The 19555-nt window shown below is 36.7% G+C and carries 15 protein-coding genes and 1 pseudogene; 4 read left to right on the forward strand and 12 right to left on the reverse strand.

What is annotated here, in order from left to right:
• Window positions 1–186 precede the first annotated feature (186 nt).
• Window positions 187–1506, reverse strand: a complete 1320-nt coding sequence (locus tag FNK51_RS10430) for an MFS transporter (RefSeq protein ID WP_141993275.1) — start codon at window positions 1504–1506, stop codon at window positions 187–189.
• A 487-nt stretch (window positions 1507–1993) separates the two neighbouring features.
• Here FNK51_RS10430 and FNK51_RS10435 point away from each other — a divergent pair, with 487 nt between their 5' ends.
• The 3 genes from FNK51_RS10435 to FNK51_RS10445 all read left to right on the forward strand — a co-directional run bounded on the left by FNK51_RS10435 (window position 1994) and on the right by FNK51_RS10445 (window position 4717).
• Window positions 1994–2599, forward strand: a complete 606-nt coding sequence (locus tag FNK51_RS10435; RefSeq protein WP_141993276.1) for a TetR/AcrR family transcriptional regulator — start codon at window positions 1994–1996, stop codon at window positions 2597–2599.
• A 133-nt stretch (window positions 2600–2732) separates the two neighbouring features.
• Complete coding sequence (locus tag FNK51_RS10440) at window positions 2733–4163, forward strand: FAD-binding oxidoreductase (RefSeq protein WP_141993277.1); 1431 nt, start codon at window positions 2733–2735, stop codon at window positions 4161–4163.
• Window positions 4160–4717, forward strand: coding sequence for an MFS transporter (locus FNK51_RS10445; protein WP_098371797.1), 558 nt, complete (start codon window positions 4160–4162; stop codon window positions 4715–4717). The genes FNK51_RS10440 and FNK51_RS10445 overlap by 4 nt, the downstream gene beginning before the upstream one ends.
• A gap of 263 nt (window positions 4718–4980) precedes the next feature.
• On the opposite strand, the gene FNK51_RS10450 is transcribed toward FNK51_RS10445, so the two are convergent.
• Complete coding sequence (locus FNK51_RS10450) at window positions 4981–5865, reverse strand: DMT family transporter (protein WP_141993278.1); 885 nt, start codon at window positions 5863–5865, stop codon at window positions 4981–4983.
• A complete protein-coding gene (locus FNK51_RS10455; RefSeq protein ID WP_141993279.1) occupies window positions 5866–6822 on the reverse strand; it encodes a DMT family transporter in 957 nt (318 codons plus the stop codon).
• A 117-nt stretch (window positions 6823–6939) separates the two neighbouring features.
• Here FNK51_RS10455 and FNK51_RS10460 point away from each other — a divergent pair, with 117 nt between their 5' ends.
• Window positions 6940–8283: an aminotransferase-like domain-containing protein gene (locus tag FNK51_RS10460; protein WP_141993280.1), complete on the forward strand. Its 1344-nt coding sequence runs from the start codon at window positions 6940–6942 to the stop codon at window positions 8281–8283.
• 164 nt (window positions 8284–8447) lie between these two features.
• On the opposite strand, the gene FNK51_RS10465 is transcribed toward FNK51_RS10460, so the two are convergent.
• The 9 genes and pseudogenes from FNK51_RS10465 to FNK51_RS27525 all read right to left on the reverse strand — a co-directional run.
• Entirely contained in the window at window positions 8448–9047 is a 600-nt protein-coding gene (locus FNK51_RS10465) for a nitroreductase family protein (RefSeq protein ID WP_141993281.1), read from the reverse strand.
• Between the two features lie 108 nt (window positions 9048–9155).
• Window positions 9156–10133, reverse strand: a complete 978-nt coding sequence (locus tag FNK51_RS10470; protein ID WP_141993282.1) for a ring-cleaving dioxygenase — start codon at window positions 10131–10133, stop codon at window positions 9156–9158.
• Between the two features lie 465 nt (window positions 10134–10598).
• Window positions 10599–11522: a DMT family transporter gene (locus FNK51_RS10475; protein ID WP_098371791.1), complete on the reverse strand. Its 924-nt coding sequence runs from the start codon at window positions 11520–11522 to the stop codon at window positions 10599–10601.
• Window positions 11523–12252: 730 nt separating this feature from the next.
• The gene (locus FNK51_RS10480; protein ID WP_141993283.1) at window positions 12253–12696 is read right to left on the reverse strand and encodes a MaoC/PaaZ C-terminal domain-containing protein; all 444 of its coding nucleotides are present in this window, start codon (window positions 12694–12696) and stop codon (window positions 12253–12255) included.
• A gap of 200 nt (window positions 12697–12896) precedes the next feature.
• Window positions 12897–14363, reverse strand: a complete 1467-nt coding sequence (locus FNK51_RS10485; RefSeq protein WP_098371789.1) for a GntP family permease — start codon at window positions 14361–14363, stop codon at window positions 12897–12899.
• Between the two features lie 272 nt (window positions 14364–14635).
• Window positions 14636–15430 carry an enoyl-CoA hydratase gene (locus tag FNK51_RS10490; protein ID WP_141993284.1) on the reverse strand — a complete coding sequence of 265 codons (795 nt, stop codon included), beginning with the start codon at window positions 15428–15430 and terminating at the stop codon, window positions 14636–14638.
• Between the two features lie 179 nt (window positions 15431–15609).
• Window positions 15610–17166 carry an AMP-binding protein gene (locus FNK51_RS10495; protein WP_141993285.1) on the reverse strand — a complete coding sequence of 519 codons (1557 nt, stop codon included), beginning with the start codon at window positions 17164–17166 and terminating at the stop codon, window positions 15610–15612.
• A gap of 435 nt (window positions 17167–17601) precedes the next feature.
• Window positions 17602–18972 (reverse strand): sigma-54 interaction domain-containing protein, encoded by a 1371-nt coding sequence (locus tag FNK51_RS10500; protein WP_141993286.1) that lies wholly within the window; start codon window positions 18970–18972, stop codon window positions 17602–17604.
• 471 nt (window positions 18973–19443) lie between these two features.
• Window positions 19444–19545 (reverse strand): annotated as a pseudogene (locus tag FNK51_RS27525) (2-oxo acid dehydrogenase subunit E2); the annotation flags it as partial.
• Window positions 19546–19555 lie beyond the last annotated feature (10 nt).

Genomic DNA, 19555 nt, shown 5'->3' on the forward strand with positions numbered 1-19555 from the left:
ACAAACAAGTCTTATTGGGCAGAACTTTCGAATTAGATTGAATTTTGACATGTTCAACCGATATTTTCATCCCATATATATGTACTTCCTATATGAAAATATAAAAAGAAACATCATGGAAACCTTATGATTTCCAAGTGATGTTTCTTTTTTAGTCACTTTTACTCTTCAATACATTTAGAACCTTTATAATTGATTAATATTGACTTCAACTTCTTTTACGATGTTTTCATCTGAAGCACTTGTCAATTTTAATGATAATAGGGTGATGACTCCCATCACAAGTAATCCGGATAAAATAAACATCCCTTGAGTAAATGCAACAGTTCCGAGAATCATCGGTCCTACAAAACCCCCTAAAGCCGCAAATGAATTGACTATGGCTATTCCAACTGGCGCAGTGGACTCAGTGAAGAAAAATGTCATATAGGCAAAGAAACATCCACTGAACCCGTATAACCCTAATGATGTAATCGTTAACATAAGCACCATCATAAAGACACTATCTGAAAAGCCGCACCCGATAAACCCGACAACTGCAATCATGAGGCAAACGAGCAAGTGTGATTTATGTTCATTGGTCCGATCTGAATTCCAGCCTACAAACATAATGGCAGGTATACCGACTAACGATGGAATCATCGCTAACCAGCCAATTTCTAGATTGGTTGTCGCATTTTCCGATAAAGATTTTATGATGGTTGGCATCCAGAATGACAATCCATAGATAGATGTGTACCCTGCGAAATAAAAAAGGGCCAACTTCCAGATTTTCGAATCTTTCAGCATATCAAGCTTAGTAACTTTATTTATATTCGAGCTAACTTTTCTTTCCGCATTCAATTCCCCTTCTAGCCAATCACTTTCTTCCTTAGATAACCATTTAGCGTTGGTCGGTCTATTAGTTAAATAGAAAACAACAACAATTCCAATAATAATGGCCGGAATTCCTTCAAGGATGAACATCCATCTCCATCCTGCCATACCCAACCAGGAAATATTGTCAAGAATCCATGTCGATGCAGGCGCACCAATCAATCCGCCAATCGGTAGGGCTAAAAGCAAAACCGCTGTGGCCCTTCCTCTTTCGCGGGCCCTGAACCAATAAGTTAAATACAAAATTACCCCAGGAAAAAAACCAGCTTCGGCGACACCTAATAAAAAACGGAGAATATATAAATGCATCGTTGTTTGGGCAAAACCTGTCAATATTACCACGAGTCCCCACGAAATCATTATACGGGCAATCCATATCCGAGCTCCCACTTTATGCATGATCATGTTGCTTGGAACTTCAAAGAAGAAATAACCTATAAAAAAAATGCCGGAAAGCAATCCAAAAACTTCTGCGGATAAGGCTAATTCTGCATTCATTTGTAAAGCAGCATAGCCTAAATTGACCCTGTCCAAGTAAGCAATGATATAAAGGAGCAAGATAAATGGAAATATGCGTTTCATCGTTTTACTGATCGTTCTTTTCCCTATTTCACCACTGGAATGATTCATGATTATTTCCTCCCTTTTCATGCTACTATTTCCCAAAAAATAATCCGTTTACCGCACATCTCTTTTCCTGCTTCCCGACACTCTGGTTCATTCCTAGGACCATCAATTTATCCTGATCCCCCCCTCCATTTACATATACTGAATCCAACAATATTATAAATACAATCCATTTACTCATGGCTAAAGAGGAATAAGCCTTTCAACATGACAGTAACCAATTGTATAGGAATGTTCAGAAAAATCTAACCAACCTTTTCAACTAATTCTTCTACTTGAAAAACCTCCTATTTAAACTGAATTAACCTCCCCCATAATTGATTCCAAAACTTTGTAAGCGCTTTCTGAATTTGCGAAATCCAATTAAGAAAGCGTTGTGATTATTGATGATCTACGTTAGATTAAATAGACCACCAATCATTTAACTAGACTGTAGTCTGATATTAAACTATACAGGAATATTCTGTCAATTATCATTTGGAGGTTTTTTATGATTGAACCCAGAAAGAAACAGCTTAGGGGAGAAAAGACTCGTGAAAAAATTTTAAAAATATCTTTAAAGCTATTTAGCGAAAAAGGTTATGATAAAGTTACCGTTGACGAGATCGTGAAAAAAAGCGGCACATCAAAAGGGTCATTTTACCAACACTTTTCAGCGAAATCGGACATTTTTTTAGTAAGATTCATAGAAGTCGATGATTACTATCGCGAAGTCTTCCGTTCGTTCCCAGTCGATATGGACGCTACAGAGAAATTGTTTATTTTCATATGCAAATTGATGCGTTTTCTGGAAGAAGAAATGGGCAGAGATTTAATGAAAGTGATTTACAGTTCCGCTTTAGATTCAAAAGAACATACTTACTTTTTGAATTCAAATCGCTCACTCTTCCAAATTATTCGTTCATTAGTTGAAGAGGCTAAAGAACAAAACGACATTGACACTGACCAATCAGTTAACGAAATTTCACAGCTTATCACCCAAAGCCTGATGGGAATCATTTATCATTGGGGATTAAACAACTCAGAACAAAGCTTGGAATCACTATCCATACCACTAACCAAAACAATCATTAATGGGCTGAAAACGAAGAACTAATACATAAATCAAAAGATTCATTTTCAATCACACTGATTGGTCAGGTTAACTCCATTAATCTATAAGTTCATACATTTGCATTATTTCAATTGAGTGTCAGACATATTAAACGAGGAGTCGAAAGCCAGATATCATGAAACAATTTTTCTTTATCATCCTATATGCACTATTATTTGGATTATCACTGCAGGCTTTTAATTTCAAGCTTGACCACCCTATTGCAGAAGATATCAGCCGTCTGATGCCAGTTAAAATGAAAGAGATAAAGGCAGAAGATAGTGAAGAAGCAATCAAAATGGTCGTTTTAGATGCCGAAAAAAACGATGATCCCATTTCCATTGCCGGAATGCAGCATAGCCAAGGAGGTCAGACATTATATCCAAATGGGATCCTGCTCGATATGAAGCATTATAATAAAATACTTGATTTGGATGTAAATGAAAAACGCATCACGGTCCAAAGCGGAGCAACCTGGGCTGCTCTCCAGGAATATATCAACCCATATGGACTTGCACTGAAGGTCAGTCAATCTCAAAACATTTTTACCATTGGCGGTTCTTTGAGCGTTAATGTCCATGGCCGCGATATCCGTCATCATGCCTTGATAGAAACCGTGGAATCTTTTAGGTTGCTTAACGCAAAAGGCCAAATCCTAACAGTGAGCCGCGAAGAAAATTCGGAGCTCTTCCATTCGGTTATTGGCGGGTATGGTTTGTTTGGAGTAATACTCGATGTAACACTCCACCTTACAGATGACGAACTTTATAAAATTAAAACCAAATCACTCCATTATGATGAATATACTTCGTACTTTAAAAGAGAAGTTCTTCAAAACGATGATGTTAAAATGCATCTTGCAAGAATATCTGTGGCTCCTGGCTCGTATTTGGATGAAATGTATGTAACGGATTATTATAGAGCAAATGACCAAACACAGCTATCTAACTACAATACTCTCAAACGGGAAACGATCATTGCCGTGCCTAAATTCTTTCTTGGTCTCTCACGTTATAATGACTGGGGTAAAGAAAAGTTTTGGGAAACTCAAAAAACCTACACGGCCAATATTGATGGTAACTTGGTTTCGAGGAATAATGTGATGCGGTCGGACTCAGCCTTTATGGATTACAGCAACCCAACCAAAACTGAAGTGCTGCAAGAATACTTCGTTCCGATTGATCAATTTGCTGATTATATCGATGATTTAAGAAAAACCTTATCTGATGAAAAAGATTTTAACTTATTAAATATTACAATTCGCTATGTGGAGCATAATGATGAATCACTCATGTCCTATGCCAAGGATGATATGTTCGCTCTTGTAATGCTCATCAATCAAGGGACAGATAACGAAAGTAAGGCAAATACGGAAAGGGTCATCCGAAACATGATAGATGTGACGCTTGACCATAACGGCAGCTACTATTTGCCCTATTATGGGTATCCAACCAAGACACAATTATTTGAAGCGTATCCGCGTACTGAGGAATTCTTTCAATTAAAGAAGAAATATGATCCTGATAATCGCTTCATGAATCTTTTCTATGAGGAGTATCATCCATGAATTATAAACGTTTCGTTTTTTACCAAGGCACTGTTGGAATGGCTGCCAGCATGATTTTCCCTTTTTATATTTTGCTAATCAAAAATGTAGGCACCAGTTATTCGCAATTCGGTTGGGCATATGGAATATTCTCACTGACTGCAGCACTTAGCTATCCTTTAATCGGAAAATTCACTGACAAAGCCGGTGACAAAGCATTTCTCCTGGTCTATTCATGGGGGATGGCACTAATCCTTCTTGCCTTTCCTCTCGCATATGAAATTTGGCATGTCTATCTCCTGCAAATCATTATGGGGGTACTTGGGGCAGTACAAAAAAACACAGAAAAAACAGTACTTGCTAGATATGTTACGAAGAAAACAGCGGGTGAGGAAATTGGAAACTACCATGTTTGGACATCCATCGGTGCTGCAGCTGCGGTGATTGCAACCGGATATTTAGTCGACTTTTTAACGATCGGCAGCATCTTTTACATTGCTTCCTTAATGTTTGCCTGGAGTGGATTTATTGTAATGAAGATAGATAAAAACGCTTCACTATCTAATGCAGAATAAATAAAATATAAGCATTTATTTCTGGTTAGCGCTAATAAATCAGTTACCCCTTTTAGTAGAAGAAGCATCTGGATTAACCTCAGCAGATGCTTCTTCTACTATGTAAATCATTTGCGGATCAAAAAACAAAAAATGGTCTTACAAAGATATATTAAACCTGCTCCCCTTTTCTCATTTTGGATTCGTTAAATATACGAATTCTAAACTTACTGCGTTAATTAGTACAATTAAAGATATCGGACCAGAGCACATATAATAAAATACTACTTTCTTATCAACTTGGTTATTATTTTTCCGTCTACAAAAACTAATGACATCATAATTATACCCATTCCAATCAACTGATGAATAGACAACGCTTCATGTAAAAGGAAAAAGCCTAAAATCATTCCGATGACAGGCACTATATAATTACTATATGAAGTAAATAATGCGCCTTCTTGCCGAATCAGCCTATTAAATAATGCATAAACAACACCTGCATGGAAAATGCCTAAAATCGCTAAGTAGATAGATTGAGATCGTGCTAAATCCAATTTGAAAGATTGCTCAAACAAAAGGGACATGGGAATGAGCAATGCACTGGCAATCAGCAATACATTTCTCATATGAATAACGGAAGATCCCTCGTTTAATTTCTCCATCAAAATCAATGATAATCCAAAACTCATGGCAGCCAATATCAATAGGATGTTACCCTGAATACTGTTAGAATGGTCTTGGAATCCTTGTGTTGGCCAGGAAAGGAAGACAATACCTGCAAATCCGAATAGGATACTTGTAATCTCCGGCTTTGTGCTTTTTCTTTTGAAAAATGCTAGTAAAAGGAGGATGGTAAAGACGGGAACCATTCCAATCAGCACCGCTGCGAAACTGCTAGGCACCGATTTCTGGCCTTGTGCAATAAACACGAATGGTAGTACAACCTCGAAAAAAGCAATGATTATATACCATTTATAATAACTCCTAGGTACTCTTCGCTCTTCTTTTGATAAAAAAAAACCAAAGAAGAGTAAACAGATACCGCCGATACATGCTTTGATGGCTGACAATGTAATAACCCCAACATTTTCTATGACTAATGCAATAAAGAAGAATTGAGATCCCCATATACCACTAATCAACAGTAACAACACATATTTATTCATTCACTTTACCTCTCTTTTCAGCAATGGATCGGCAATAGTCTTACTAATATGCTTTGATTGAATTCCACCAAAATAATTCGTGCCGATTACCCCAACAAGAATAATCATTGCACCTATAACATGATAATAATGAATCGATTCATGTAAGAAAATCATCCCTGCTATAATCGTAATCAATGTCGCTAAATTACTAAAAACGCTCATTCTAGATGCTGGTAATATAGATAATGCATAGTTTGATAAAAAAGCAGTAAGCAGTGATGATAATCCCCCAAGATATACGATTGAAATGAGGAATGCACTACTTGTGAAGGGTAATAAAAAGCTACTAATAGATTGGTTAATTATATGGTTGATGACGGCCATACTATTAAAAGTCACAAAACCAAAGAACGTCATCACATAAGTTAACGTAAATAGTGAATATTGCTTTGTTACCTTCCTCGCTACCACATTATAGAGAGCGGCAGCAATCGAGGATAATAAGATCAGAATCGTTCCCTTCAAACTGTAAGCCACAAGTTGCAAGTCATTCATGACAAAGATAAAGATAACCCCCATCACAGAAAAATAAAGGGAAATTTTTTGACCTTTACCTGCGTATTCTTTCAAAAATAATGAAGCTGATAATAACGTGAAAATTGGTATGGTCGCTTGGATAATACCCGCTTCTGAAGATGAGGTATATACGAGCCCAAACACTTGAAATGTAAAGAATAAAATTGGATAAAGGAACACCAACGGAAGAATTTTCAAAGTATCGGTTGCGCTCATTTTCACTGATGTCCTCCGATACAGCTTAATAATTATCGCGATCAAAAAAGCCATCGTAAATCGATGTGCCAATGTATCTAACGGACTCGCTTCCATTAATGATATTTTTGTAAAAATAAATGAAAATCCAATAATAAAGGCATATAGTATCGCCGCAATATAGGCTTTTTTATGTTCTGGCATATTGAGTAAATCCTCCTTTTCAACACCCGGCCGGTTGTTAGTATCGTATTAAAAGTTCCACTACGATACAATACAAATAAGAAGCATCTGTAACGGTACAGTTTTTAGGAGGTATTCATGTTAAAATACGTAGCTTTGTGTAATGAATTTGAATCTCTCATCCAGAATGGACAGCTCAAAGCGGGGTTTAAACTCCCATCGATTCGTCAATTAAGCGAACAACATCAATGTAGTAAAAGTACAGTTTTGAAAGCTCTGCAAGAATTGGAAAAGAAGCATTTAATCTACGCAGTTCCTAAAAGTGGATATTATGTCGTTCAAAAAGAATTTGATGGTAAAAGTGAACCAACAGCGGAAATCGACTTTGTTACTTCCGCTCCCGCTTGGCATCAATTTCCGTATCATGACTTTCAACATTGCATCAACAAAGCCATCGATACCTATCAGCAAGAATTGTTTATCTATGGCACTCCAAAAGGACTACCCTCTTTAATAAAAGTGATACAAAAACAATTAGAGCAGTATCAGGTTTTCGCCAAAGAAGAACAGATTTTCATTACTTCTGGCGTGCAACAAGCACTTTCCTTATTAACGTTCATCCCTTTTCCAAATGAACGTACCCATATACTTGTTGAACAGCCTAGTTATCATCTATTTGTGGAGCAATTGAAAGCGTACAAGATTTCCGTGCTAGGAATCCAACGAACTGCAGAAGGTATTGATTTAGAGGAATTAGAGCGGATTTTTAGCAGTCAGGAAATTAAATTCTTTTATACGATGCCTCGTTTCCATAATCCGTTAGGGACTTCTTACTCTAAAAAGGACAGAGAAGAGATACTAAAACTTGCTGTAAAGTATGGTGTCTATATTGTAGAAGATGATTATTTAGCAGATTTCGAAGAGAATATGAAGGTAGACCCCATTTTTTCCGGGGATACTCATCAAATGGTCATTTATTTAAAAAGCTTCTCTAAAATAATGTTTCCAGGACTACGCATAGGTGTTGCCGTATTGCCTAAACAATTAGCCGTCAGCTTCCAACGATATAAAAGAACAGCTGATATTGATAGTTCCATGATTTCACAAGCAGCCTTGGAAATCTACATAAAAAGCGGTATGTTTGAACGCCATAGAAACAAGGTACGGCTCTCCTATTTAGGGCGTGCAAACTTGCTATATGATGCTCTGGAAAAGTACTCTACTCCAGGCTTTTATCGCCCAGCATCCATATGCATGAACGCACATATCGTACTGCCTCATCGTTTAAATAGTGCTCACCTTATCAAAAACTTACAAAATCAACAAGTACTGGTAGAGACTATAGGCCAAAATTATATAGATGGCTTTCACCAGGAAAAAATATTAAAACTAAACGTGTCCAATACAAATATACAAAAACTTGACCAAGGAATAGCTCTTATTTTTAAAGAATTGAATAAAAAGCAAAATTATTACTTATAAAACTTTTACATAAGGTATAGTCACTTTCCACACAGGGCAATAAACAAAATATAGTGAAAACATTTTATCTTATTGTAATACTGAAAAGATATGGGCAAATGAGTACAAACAAAAAAGAGCCAATTAGAAATGGCTCTCAACAAAGTTACTCTTATCAGTACTCTTTATTTATAAAATTTTATACGATCCTCAAGTGGTTTGAATTCTTTATCACCCGGTTGAGCTGTTGGATTTCCAAATGGCATTTGCGCAATCAATTTCCAGTTACTTGGAACATCCCATTCTTTTTTCACTTCATCATCAATTAGAGGATTATAATGCTGTAAAGTTGCTCCCAATCCTTCTGCTTCAAGTGCAGTCCAAACAACTAATTGATGCATGCCTGATGTTTGTTGAGACCAGATTGGGAAGTTATCGGCATAAGTTGCAAATTGTTCTTGAAGTGATTTCACAACAGATTCATCTTCAAAGAATAATACTGAACCATATCCCGCTTTAAAGGAATCCATTTTTTGTTGAGTACCAGAAAAATCTCTATCTCCAACTGCTTTCCTTAAAGCCTGCGTCGTAATATCCCATAACTTATCGTGGGCCGAGCCTGTCAAAACAACAAGGCGGGAAGATTGGGAATTAAAAGCCGATGGCGTGTGTTTTACCGCAAATTCAACAATTTCTTTAATTTTCTCATCCGATACTTGGACTTCTTTATTGATTCCATAATATGATCGTCTCTCTTTAATCGCCGTGTAAAAATCTTTTGTCATGATTCATTCCTCCAGAGCATTTTTATATTTCAAATGATTATCCCTTTTTTATTTCTACCTGTTTTAGTATGGGCATAAACCTACATATCATTCGCTAAAGATTGTCAATTATTCTTTAATGATTTCCTTGGTGCTTCTTACTGTATCAATGGGACGTACCAACTTTTCGATTTGATCCCTTTTCGGTTCTAAGAACGGTGGTAAAGATAACTTTTCCCCAAGCGTTTCATACGGCTCATCCCCCATAAATCCAGGACCATCAGTGGCAAACTCGAATAAAATTTGCGGCGCCACTCGCACGTAAAGCGACTCAAAAAAGTGACGATCAACATAACCAGACGTATGAAATTGGAAGCTTTCCATTCGTTCGATCCATTCTTCAAGAACGGAACGGTCTTCAACACGGAAGGCTGTATGGTGAACAGTCCCAAAACCCTGCCGTGCCTGAGGAAGGATCGAATTATGCTCGACAATCACTTGTGCACCATTCCCGCCTTCCCCTACTTCAAATAGGTGAAATGATCCTTCCTTGTCTATTTCTTTGAATAATAGAACTTTTTCCATCATTTCTTTAAAGTAATCGAAGTTGGCAATCCGAATGAAAATTGGTCCTAATCCTGTAATGGCATATTCCAGGGGAATCGGTCCTTTTTGCCAAGGAATCCCCGCTGCAACCCCTTCATTATTTTCATCTGAAATCAATTGATATTGCTGATCATCAAAATCCACAAATGAAATGATCTTTTTACCAAATTGTTCCTGAATCCCTGTATTCCTTACTTCTAAACGGTCGAACCGCTTAACCCAATACTCCAATGCCGCATCATTCGGTACACGGAAGGATGTTTTTGAAATCTCATTAGTCCCATGCACTCCTTTAGGAATACCAGGAAAATCAAAGAATGTCATGTCAGTACCTGGACCGCCAACATCGTCGGCAAAAAACAGGTGATAGGTTTGGATATCATCTTGGTTAACTGTCTTCTTGACTAAACGCATGCCTAATATATTTGTGAAAAATTCATAGTTCTTTTCTGCACTACTTGTTATGGCCGTTACATGGTGTATACCTTTTAATCCATTCATAAATTAATTCCTCCCATTAAAACGATTCAATTTTTGGATGTTCAGCTTGTGAATTAATCCCCTATATTCTCCCTTCAAGAAGAGTGGCTATTCATTAAAGGGGTTGGAAAAGGTTTTACATAATTTTTATTATCTTGAATTAATATATCTTTACTTAAAGATAATTTATCATGAATAAAATTCACTGTCAACAACTTATCTCAAATCAATATATCTCAAAGTCAAAATAACTTCTAAAAAAACCTCTGTCAATTTTCATTTTATTCTAAATATCTTTCGAAAGAATTATCGAAACAGAATATCCATTCTAAAGCAAATGCCATTCCGAATACGGGTTACTATCTATAGTTATAATTCGCGGCAAAGACGATCAATCACTTGTCTTGCTAAATTGACAGTATTTCAATACGAAAGCCCCCAGGTAAAGACAAAACCTTTACGTGAGGGCTATTTCGTTTTGGTATCTTATTTTACATGACGCAATTCCCCTTGTTTTCCGGATGAAGAGTTAGCACCATCTTTTTCTTTTGACTTCTTAGAAGAAAGATAAACCCCTGCGAAAATAATCAGCAGGCCAATAATTACATTAGGATTAATCGCTTCTCCAAGCAGGACATACCCCCAAACCATAGCGCTTGCAGGAATAAGGTATGTAACCGTTGCGGCTAACTCTGGGCTGCCATTTTTATTGATGTAGAAATAGATCAGCTGGCCGAGCCCAGAGCCAAAGCACCCAAGACCGACTATGGAGAAAATCGTTAGCGGGTCCATCAACATCACTGGCTTAATCGGACCTGTTATTAGCATCCCGATCAAACCGATAAAGGCACCCGTGAGCAGCGTAAACGTAGTAATGACCAATATGCTTGTACTGGAAAGAAATCTTTTCGTATATTGGCCGGCAAAACCATAACAGGTGGACGCTAGCAGCATTGTCCCAATCCCGATGAATTCCTTGCCGAAAAGCTGACCGACTTGAAAATCCATCAATACTAGAATTCCGAAAAAACCGATAAGAATGCCCATCCATTGTCGGGCGGTTAAAACATAAGAAAAAATGATAAATCCGATGATCCCCGTCCAGATCGGAGTGGTTGCATTAAGAATCGATGCCGTGCTGCTGTTAATCTCTGTTTCACTTAAAGCTATTAAACCCCATGCTAATCCGCAATTGAAGATTCCGACAACAACCAGTGCTGTCCATGGTAATTTCCAGTTAATTTCACTGCGCTTCCACCATAAAATGGGAAGCAGAACAACAGCACCCGCCAAACAGCGGAGAAACACAATCCCCCAAATGCCCGCTGGCGGGAGCAGCCACTTCATGAAAACAAACGATAAACCCCATATCAAACTAAGGCCGATTAAAGCCCCGTATAATCGAAGCATGATATTCCCCCTTCCTACTTTCTTATTATGACAAACATTGTTATGGATTTCATATATATAAGATGAACTTGAAATTTATTTTCTGACAAATTCGGTATAGAATAAACAAAACCTTATAAAGAAAGGATAAAAATGCCACAGATTTCAAATCAAATGAATGATTAGATTAAGCCATGCTTTCTACTGATTGCAAAAGAATGTTCGAACGATACATGCTGCTGCCAGGTAAAACCATCAGTGAAATTGCCAACGATTAAACGAAGGGAACCAAACATTCGCAACTATGTGAATAAATATAAGGATAAAGGTTTGGATAGGATTTTATAAAAGTAAATTAAAATTCCAGTATGTTGGACTCCAAGCGGTTGCAGGTCAATGCAGAGAGGAATCGTCAGTGCGATTTCTCCTATTATTTTAGCTCTGTTACCCTTTATGTTTTTTTCATGTCTTAAAAAACTAAAAAAGCTGGAGATCATTAAAGAAGGCAAGCCAGTCTATAGGCTTGCCTTAATCTGAAAAATGAGAAAAAACGCAGCATGTTATTTCGTTTCCTCCTCCTACTGCCCGTTTATATTCTGTGCTAAATTTTTGGGTAATACTTTCACTCCGAATTCCTCTTTTATCCATAAGCTAATTCGATTGACTAGACTAATGATAGTGATAGTAGTCCAAAGCTCGTTTTACCTTTTTAATTATTTTTATGTTTGTCGCCTAATAAATCAAGTGACTACTATACTTTTACATCGGCATCAGAATTGACCATTATTTTCATGTTGGCTATGGCTACAGTTTCTCCGTTTTGTTTTTTTATTTCTTGGATGACTGTTACAACACCTTGATAGCCCTTTTCAAAAAGGTCAATCACCTTTAATTCTACATGTATCGTGTCCCCAATAAAAGTTGGGTTTATAAATCGAACTTTCTCCAAACCGTAAAATGCAACAACGATCCCTGGTTCAAAATGAAATAAGCCGGTTGCAGCCGAAAGTATAAGCATTCCGTGGGCTATCCGTTGCTTAAATTGTGTATTAGCTGCATACTCCTTATCAGTATGGAGGGGAAACCAGTCACCGCTAAATGCAGAAAACATTACTAAATCAGCCTCGGTTATAGTACGTCCTTTCGACATCCATGTTTCTCCGATTTCATATTGATGGAAATATTTATTAAACATTATTTCATCCTCCTTTTATTTGTGATTGAATTATCAGTCGGAAGATTCCGATTTTAAATACTAAAAGACTATATAATTTAGTGTATTTCTTTAAAATCAACACGAATAAAATTTTTTTCATATAGAAGACGTATTATTCCATGTAAATAGCGGTTATAGCAGAAATAAAATTGTATTTTTCTATGTTCAACGGGAAATGGTTAAACGATAGCAAACAAGCTGAATATACCAATTACAAAGAATACAGCAAGTGTCTTTATAATGGTAATAACAAAAATGTCTTTATATGCCTGGCGATGTGTGAGTCCCGTAACAGCTAGAAGAGTTATTATAGCTCCGTTATGCGGCAAAGTATCAAATCCACCTGCTGACATAGAAATGACACGATGCAAAACTTCCAACGGAATGTCAAAATGAGCAGCAGTTTGTATATAAGTATCCGCCATTAAGCTCAACGTAATGCTCATCCCACCAGATCCTGATCCAGTAATGCCACACAAAACATTTGTCATGATCGCCCCATTAATTAAAGGATTCGAAAACATTCCAGTGAGATAATCTTGTACCACAGTAAAGCCGGGTAAAGCTGCAATCACACCCCCGAAGCCATATTCGGTTGCCGTATTCATGGTTGCTAGCAATGCCCCACTAATGCCTATATTAATACTCGAATTGAAATTTAATTTGACAGCTTTATAGTTTAATAAGACGATTGCTATTATCCCGAGAATAAGAGCCATCTCTACAGACCAGACACCAATAACTTTTGACATTTCGACAATACCATAGTCTTTTAACCCAATCGTAGCAAAATCGAATCCTTTGGCATACCAAAGAGGAAAAGACTCAGTAAAAAACTTATTCATCACTCCGACTAACACCAACGGAATAAAAGCAAGCCAGTCTTTTCTACTTATAGCTTTTTCAGAATCTATTCCCAACTTATTAGTCGTTTCCACTGATATAGCAGAACTGGCTGCCATTTCTGCTTCAGCAGCTTCCTTATCAATAGCTTTATCACCAATTCCAAAATACCCTTCACCGTTTCTAGCTGCCTTATGGCGACAATGATTTAAGTATAAAAGGCTTAAGGAAATGATAAATATTGCCCCAATAATCCCCAATGTCGGTGCAGCATAGATGTCAGTTTTAAAGAAACCAGTTGGAATGACATTCTGAATTTGTGGAGACCCTGGAAGTGAATCCATGGAAAAGGTAAATGCACTAACTGCGATTGTCGCAGGAATTAATCGCTTTGGAATATTAGCCTCGCGAAACAGCTGAGCAGCAAATGGATAGATAGCAAACACTGCAACAAACAAACTAACTCCGCTATATGTCAGAATTGCGCCCATTATCACAATGGCTAGAATGGCTTGTTTAGCCCCGATAAAACGGACAATAATTTTTGCTATGCTCTTTGCAACACCGCTTATTTCAACCAGTTTCCCAAAAATAGCACCTAGTAGAAAAACCGGGAAATATAATTTAACAAATTCAACCAACTTAACCATAAATATATTAGAGAAAAAAGGTAAAACATGTCCAGGATCCGTTAAAAATACAGCAAACAAAGCGCACAATGGTGCAAAAAGTATAACAGAAAATCCTCGATATGCTAGAAACATAAGTAATCCTAGTGAAATAATAATGATCATTACATCCAATTCGACTTCCCCCTCTTTCTCAAAATATTATATGTTATCATTTGTTGCTGGTTTGAATGCTTTGCCCCAAGACTTATTGGGGCATTATAGGACAGTTTTCCAGTGCACATTTAGTAAAGAACTTTAATTAATTTCCCGAGTAAATCCACTGTTTCTTTTAAACGATTTTGTTTATTAACAAAGATGAGTTACTTTAGAATCTGCTTTTTTCCAATCCCGTCATCAGGATCTTTTTCAAAAATCGGACTTGCCTCTGGTTCGGTCATGAGGGATTACTGATCAATGAAGTTCGGCTCTCTTTTATTGATAAAGGCTTCAACTCCTTCCTTTACGTCCTTAGTCTGAAAAACATGACCAAAATTTTCAGCTTCAATCACGAGTCCATCTTCAAGTGTTTGTTCATAACCAAAATCAATAGAATGCTTTGCAAAAGTTAAAGATTGTAAAGAATGATTGCAAATACATTTTGCAATTACCTTTGCTTTTTCTAAAGATTCGCCCTTTGGCACAACATGATTAACAAGCCCTATTTGTTTGGCATCTTCTGCATTCAGTGGCTCTCCAGTAAAGATCATTTCTTTTGCTTTGGCTTTACCTATCAGTCTAGGAAGTCTTTGAGTTCCCCCTGCACCTGGAAACAATCCCAATTTAATTTCAGGAAGCCCAATCCTAATATGTTCCTCCGCAATTCGAATATCACAACTTAAGGCAAGTTCACACCCTCCACCTAGTGCTAATCCGTTGATTGCAGCAATAGTTGGTCGAGATAACCGTTCAATTTTATTAAGTGGTTCCTGAAGCCAAAGTGATTTCCCCTTTCCTTCTTCCACTCCTTTTCCAATCCATGCTGGAAATTCTTTAATATCTCCTCCAGCAACAAAAGCTCTTTCGCCTTCACCGGTAAGTATAATGACCTTAATATTGTAATCGCTTTCAATTTCATCCACCACAAGATTCAATTGTTCTATAACATCTGCGCTTAATACATTAACAGGTGGATTATCAATAATAATCGTTGCAATATTACTCTGTTTTGACCATGAAACAACTTGATCCTTATTCTTCATCGGCTTTCCTCCTAAACCTAAAGTGTACTTGTGGGTTCCAAATACTCTGGCATTATTGAAAAACGTGAATCAGTGGGTGAACCCTGATATCTATGATAGAATCCTTCGTGGTTATGTGATTTTTTAAACAAAGTGAAATAATGTATTCACAAAACCTTTTTCACCCTTCCATAAACCCCTTATTTATCCATTCCACTAAATTGTTTTCGAAGAATAAACTTTTGAACCTTCCCGGATGGGGTACGTGGTATTTCATCAACAAATGTGACCTTTCTAGGTTTTTTGTAGCTAGCAAGATGTTCCTTACAATAATTAACAACATCTTCCTCCGTAAGTTTGGCTCCTTCTTTTTTAACAATAACAGCACATACAGCCTCAATATATTTCGGATCAGGAATACCAATTATAGAAACTTCCTTCACTTCCTCATGCCGGTATAAGACATCTTCAATTTCCGCTGAGTAAATGTTTTCACCACCGCTCCGAATCATATCTTTTTTTCTGCCTGCAATTGATAGATACCCATCATGATCGAATTTTCCCATGTCTCCTGTTTTACACCACCCATTCACGAATGTTTCCATTGTGGCATCTGGTTTCCTCCAATAACCCTCAGAAACCGCTGGACTTTTAATAGCGATTTCACCAATTTCACCAACTGGCAAAGGCGTTCCCTCCTCATCGATAATATTTATTTCTGTAAGTGGCATCGGCTTTCCTACGGTATGGCCTTTTGTAAAAGCATCATTTGGTTCAAGCGAAGCCGCAATTGGCTGTCCTTCAGTTAACCCGTAAACTTGAACAACTCCAATTTGAGGAAACCTCTTTTTTAATTGTTCTAGTGCCCATGGCATTAGCGGGTCACCACCTGTATAAATAGTTTTTAAAGATTTTAGCTGATACTTTTCAATTTCAGGCAAATTTAGCATTTCATAAATCATGAAAGGGAATAAAAAAGAATCGGTCACATTTTCCTCTTCAATAACGGAAAGAATTCTTCCAATCTCGAATTCTTGGCTTTTTGTAATTATTACCCTTCCACCCATCAGTAGAATGGGAAGTGCGATATCTTCCATCGCTCCAACATGGTATAGTGGCCCTGTCGTCATCGCAACTTCTCGCCCTGTAAATTTCCATTTCAGTGCTTGTATCGTGGAAAACCAGAAAGTTGTATCATGAGTCCAAATCGCACCTTTAGGTCTTCCCGTAGTTCCTGATGTGTACATCAGCATGACTGGATCGTTTAATTTAATGTTATCGACTTTGACCTCATCTACCGAACCACTTTCTAAAACACTCCATGACTCTGACCAACCTGGGGTTGAGCCATTTCTATGAGGAAGACAAAAATAACGCTCAACAGAAACATTATTACAAACTGATTCCAGCTGATTGGCTAAGTTAGAATGGAAGCACAATATTTTTGTCTGTGAATCATTTAATGCATACTCAAGCTCTGCACTTGAAAGCCTAAAATTAAGTCGAACTGCAATTGCACCGATTTTCGCAATGGCAAAATATAGACTAAAATATTCGAGACAGTTGTAAAGTAAAATACCGACACGATCCCCTTTTCGCACTCCAATTTCGTAAAGCTTGTTTGCATACGCATTTGATATAAGGTGGAGATCCATGTACGTCATCGACTTTCCTACTTCTTCTTTTATTGCTATTTTTCTAGGATTTATATTATTTAAATCATTCGCCATTTTTCTTGTGATAAAACCGACATCCAATGAAATTCCTCCTTTTCAATTAAAAAAATACAGACAAAATTTAGGCTGCAAGGCCACTAAATTCAATAATGTTCAAATCAATTCTCAAACTTTCTAAACAGGCCCTCTTACATGCCATTAAATTGACCACTCGTTTTTATCGTTTTCTTTCCTCCTTTCTTCTAATTTTGAATGCAAGATTCATTCCAAAACGGAAAAAACCCTTACTGACTTACTGTCCTTAATAATCGAGGAAAACCCAATAACTTATTTTCCGATTATTCGGAAAATAACTAAAAAAAATCAACTGAAGTAAGATCAGTTGATTTTTCATTCATTAATTTTCATAATTTATAGCCTTGTTTCTCCTGTAATGTGAACTATATCAACATTAATCCGGAAATTAAAAAATAAATCCGGGATTTCGGAATGAATTCTGAAATGCCGGATTTATTTTTATTGGTCAGAAATCTGATATTTTCTAATTTTATCGTAAAGGGTAGAATTCCCTATCCCAAGAGCTTCCGCAACCCTTTTTTTATCAAACTTAAACCTCCTTAACGCTCTTTCGATTTCCTTCTTTTCTGTTTCCTCTACACAATCCTTTAAACTTAATTCTTTCATATTCACATTATGAAGTTTTAGATTATCAGGTAAAGCATCCTTTCCCATTACCTCTTCATTTGATAGGTGAACTCCTGCATCAATGACATTCTCTAGTTCTCTGATATTCCCTGGCCAGTTATATTGCTCTATTAATGAAATCACCTCAGGGTGTATGGAGGTTACTCGTTTTCCTATTCGAGCTGTGATTTTTTTTAAAAAATAATCTACAAGTAAAGGGATATCTTCAATTCTATCTCTTAAAGGAGGAACAAATAATTGGACAGCATTAATTCTATAAAATAAGTCTTCACGAAATAGCTTTTCTTCAACCAATTTTTCTAAAGGGCGATTTGTTGCAGCAATCACTCGAACATTTAGTTTTTTTGGGTAAAGCGAACCTACAGGCTCAAACTCTTTCTCCTGAAGTACCCTTAATAACTTGACTTGCATTTGCTGAGGCATATCACCAATTTCGTCAAGGAAAACCGTTCCACCATCAGCAAATTGAAACTTTCCTATTTTACCTCCCTTTTTTGCCCCAGTAAAGGCACCTTCTTCATAACCGAAAAGTTCAGATTCTAACAAGTGTTCCGGAATTGAACTACAATTTATTTTCACAAGCGGTTTGTCGCTTCTTCCACTTAACTGATGAATGCTATGTGCTATTATTTCCTTGCCTGTACCGCTTTCTCCTCTAATTAGTACAGAGATATCACCTCTAGCCAACCTTTTCACACGTTCTTTTAACTGTTGTATTTCTTGAGAAGTTCCAATTAAGTTGTGTAAGGAATACTTTACTCCATTTGTAACATCTATTTCATTTCTGTAAAAATTATGTTTTGTCAGTATCTCCTTAATGTGACTATTCATTTTATTCCAGTCATCAAGATCACGAAACATTATTGTCCCGATTGCACCAATTATTTCATTATTTTCGATGATAGGAATGCGATTGGCGATAACAAAATCACCACGAAGAAAATGTATATCAGCGATTTCCGATTTACCTATTTGCACTACAAGGTGTAGCCTTGTATTTTCAATTATATTCGTCACATGTTCACCAATCACTGTGTCGCGTTCAACATTTAAAAATTCACAATATTTATTGCTAATGTATTGAATTTTTCCATTACTATCGACAATTACAATTCCATAATATGTACTTTCAAACACTATATCTAATAGTTTATTATTGGAGAATTGTCCAGTATTCATCATAAGCTCCTTTACCTAGAATCCTTTACCATATAATACCACGCATTTCGGTCAATATATATTTAAGAAGTGAAAATTCATCAAAAATCACAACTGAATAAAAGAAATCGGGGGAGATATTATGTGCCCTCCCTAGCGTAATCAAACGGATTAGTTTTTCACGCTTCTATAGTTGACTTTATTTATCGAAAAAAAAGCCTGGCAACCTTTTTATAGTTGCTAGACTTAAGTTCATTTTTAAGATTCAACCCCAATATAAACACTATTAAAGGCCTTAATGATTATAATCCGTATTATGTGAACTAATATAAAATTCACCTTTTCCATTTCCCTTACAATACTCTTCAAGTGCTTGGTCTATACGAATCTCTGTAGCCTGTAGTCTCGTCTTCAATAAATACTGGTATAGTTTATTTTGCCGACTTGCTTCAACGTATAAGATTCGAGTAAAATCAAATGCCGTTTCAATAATTTTTTATTCATGCGTACTTTTTGGTCAAGTTCACGGACATCCTTGGCGATTTCCTTAATTGGTTTTTCATCGGCATGATCAATTACGGGAACAAACAAAGCATCCCCCGAGATG

This window comes from Bacillus sp. B4EP4a, from assembly GCF_006680105.1.
Taxonomy (GTDB): domain Bacteria; phylum Bacillota; class Bacilli; order Bacillales; family DSM-1321; genus Peribacillus; species Peribacillus simplex_E.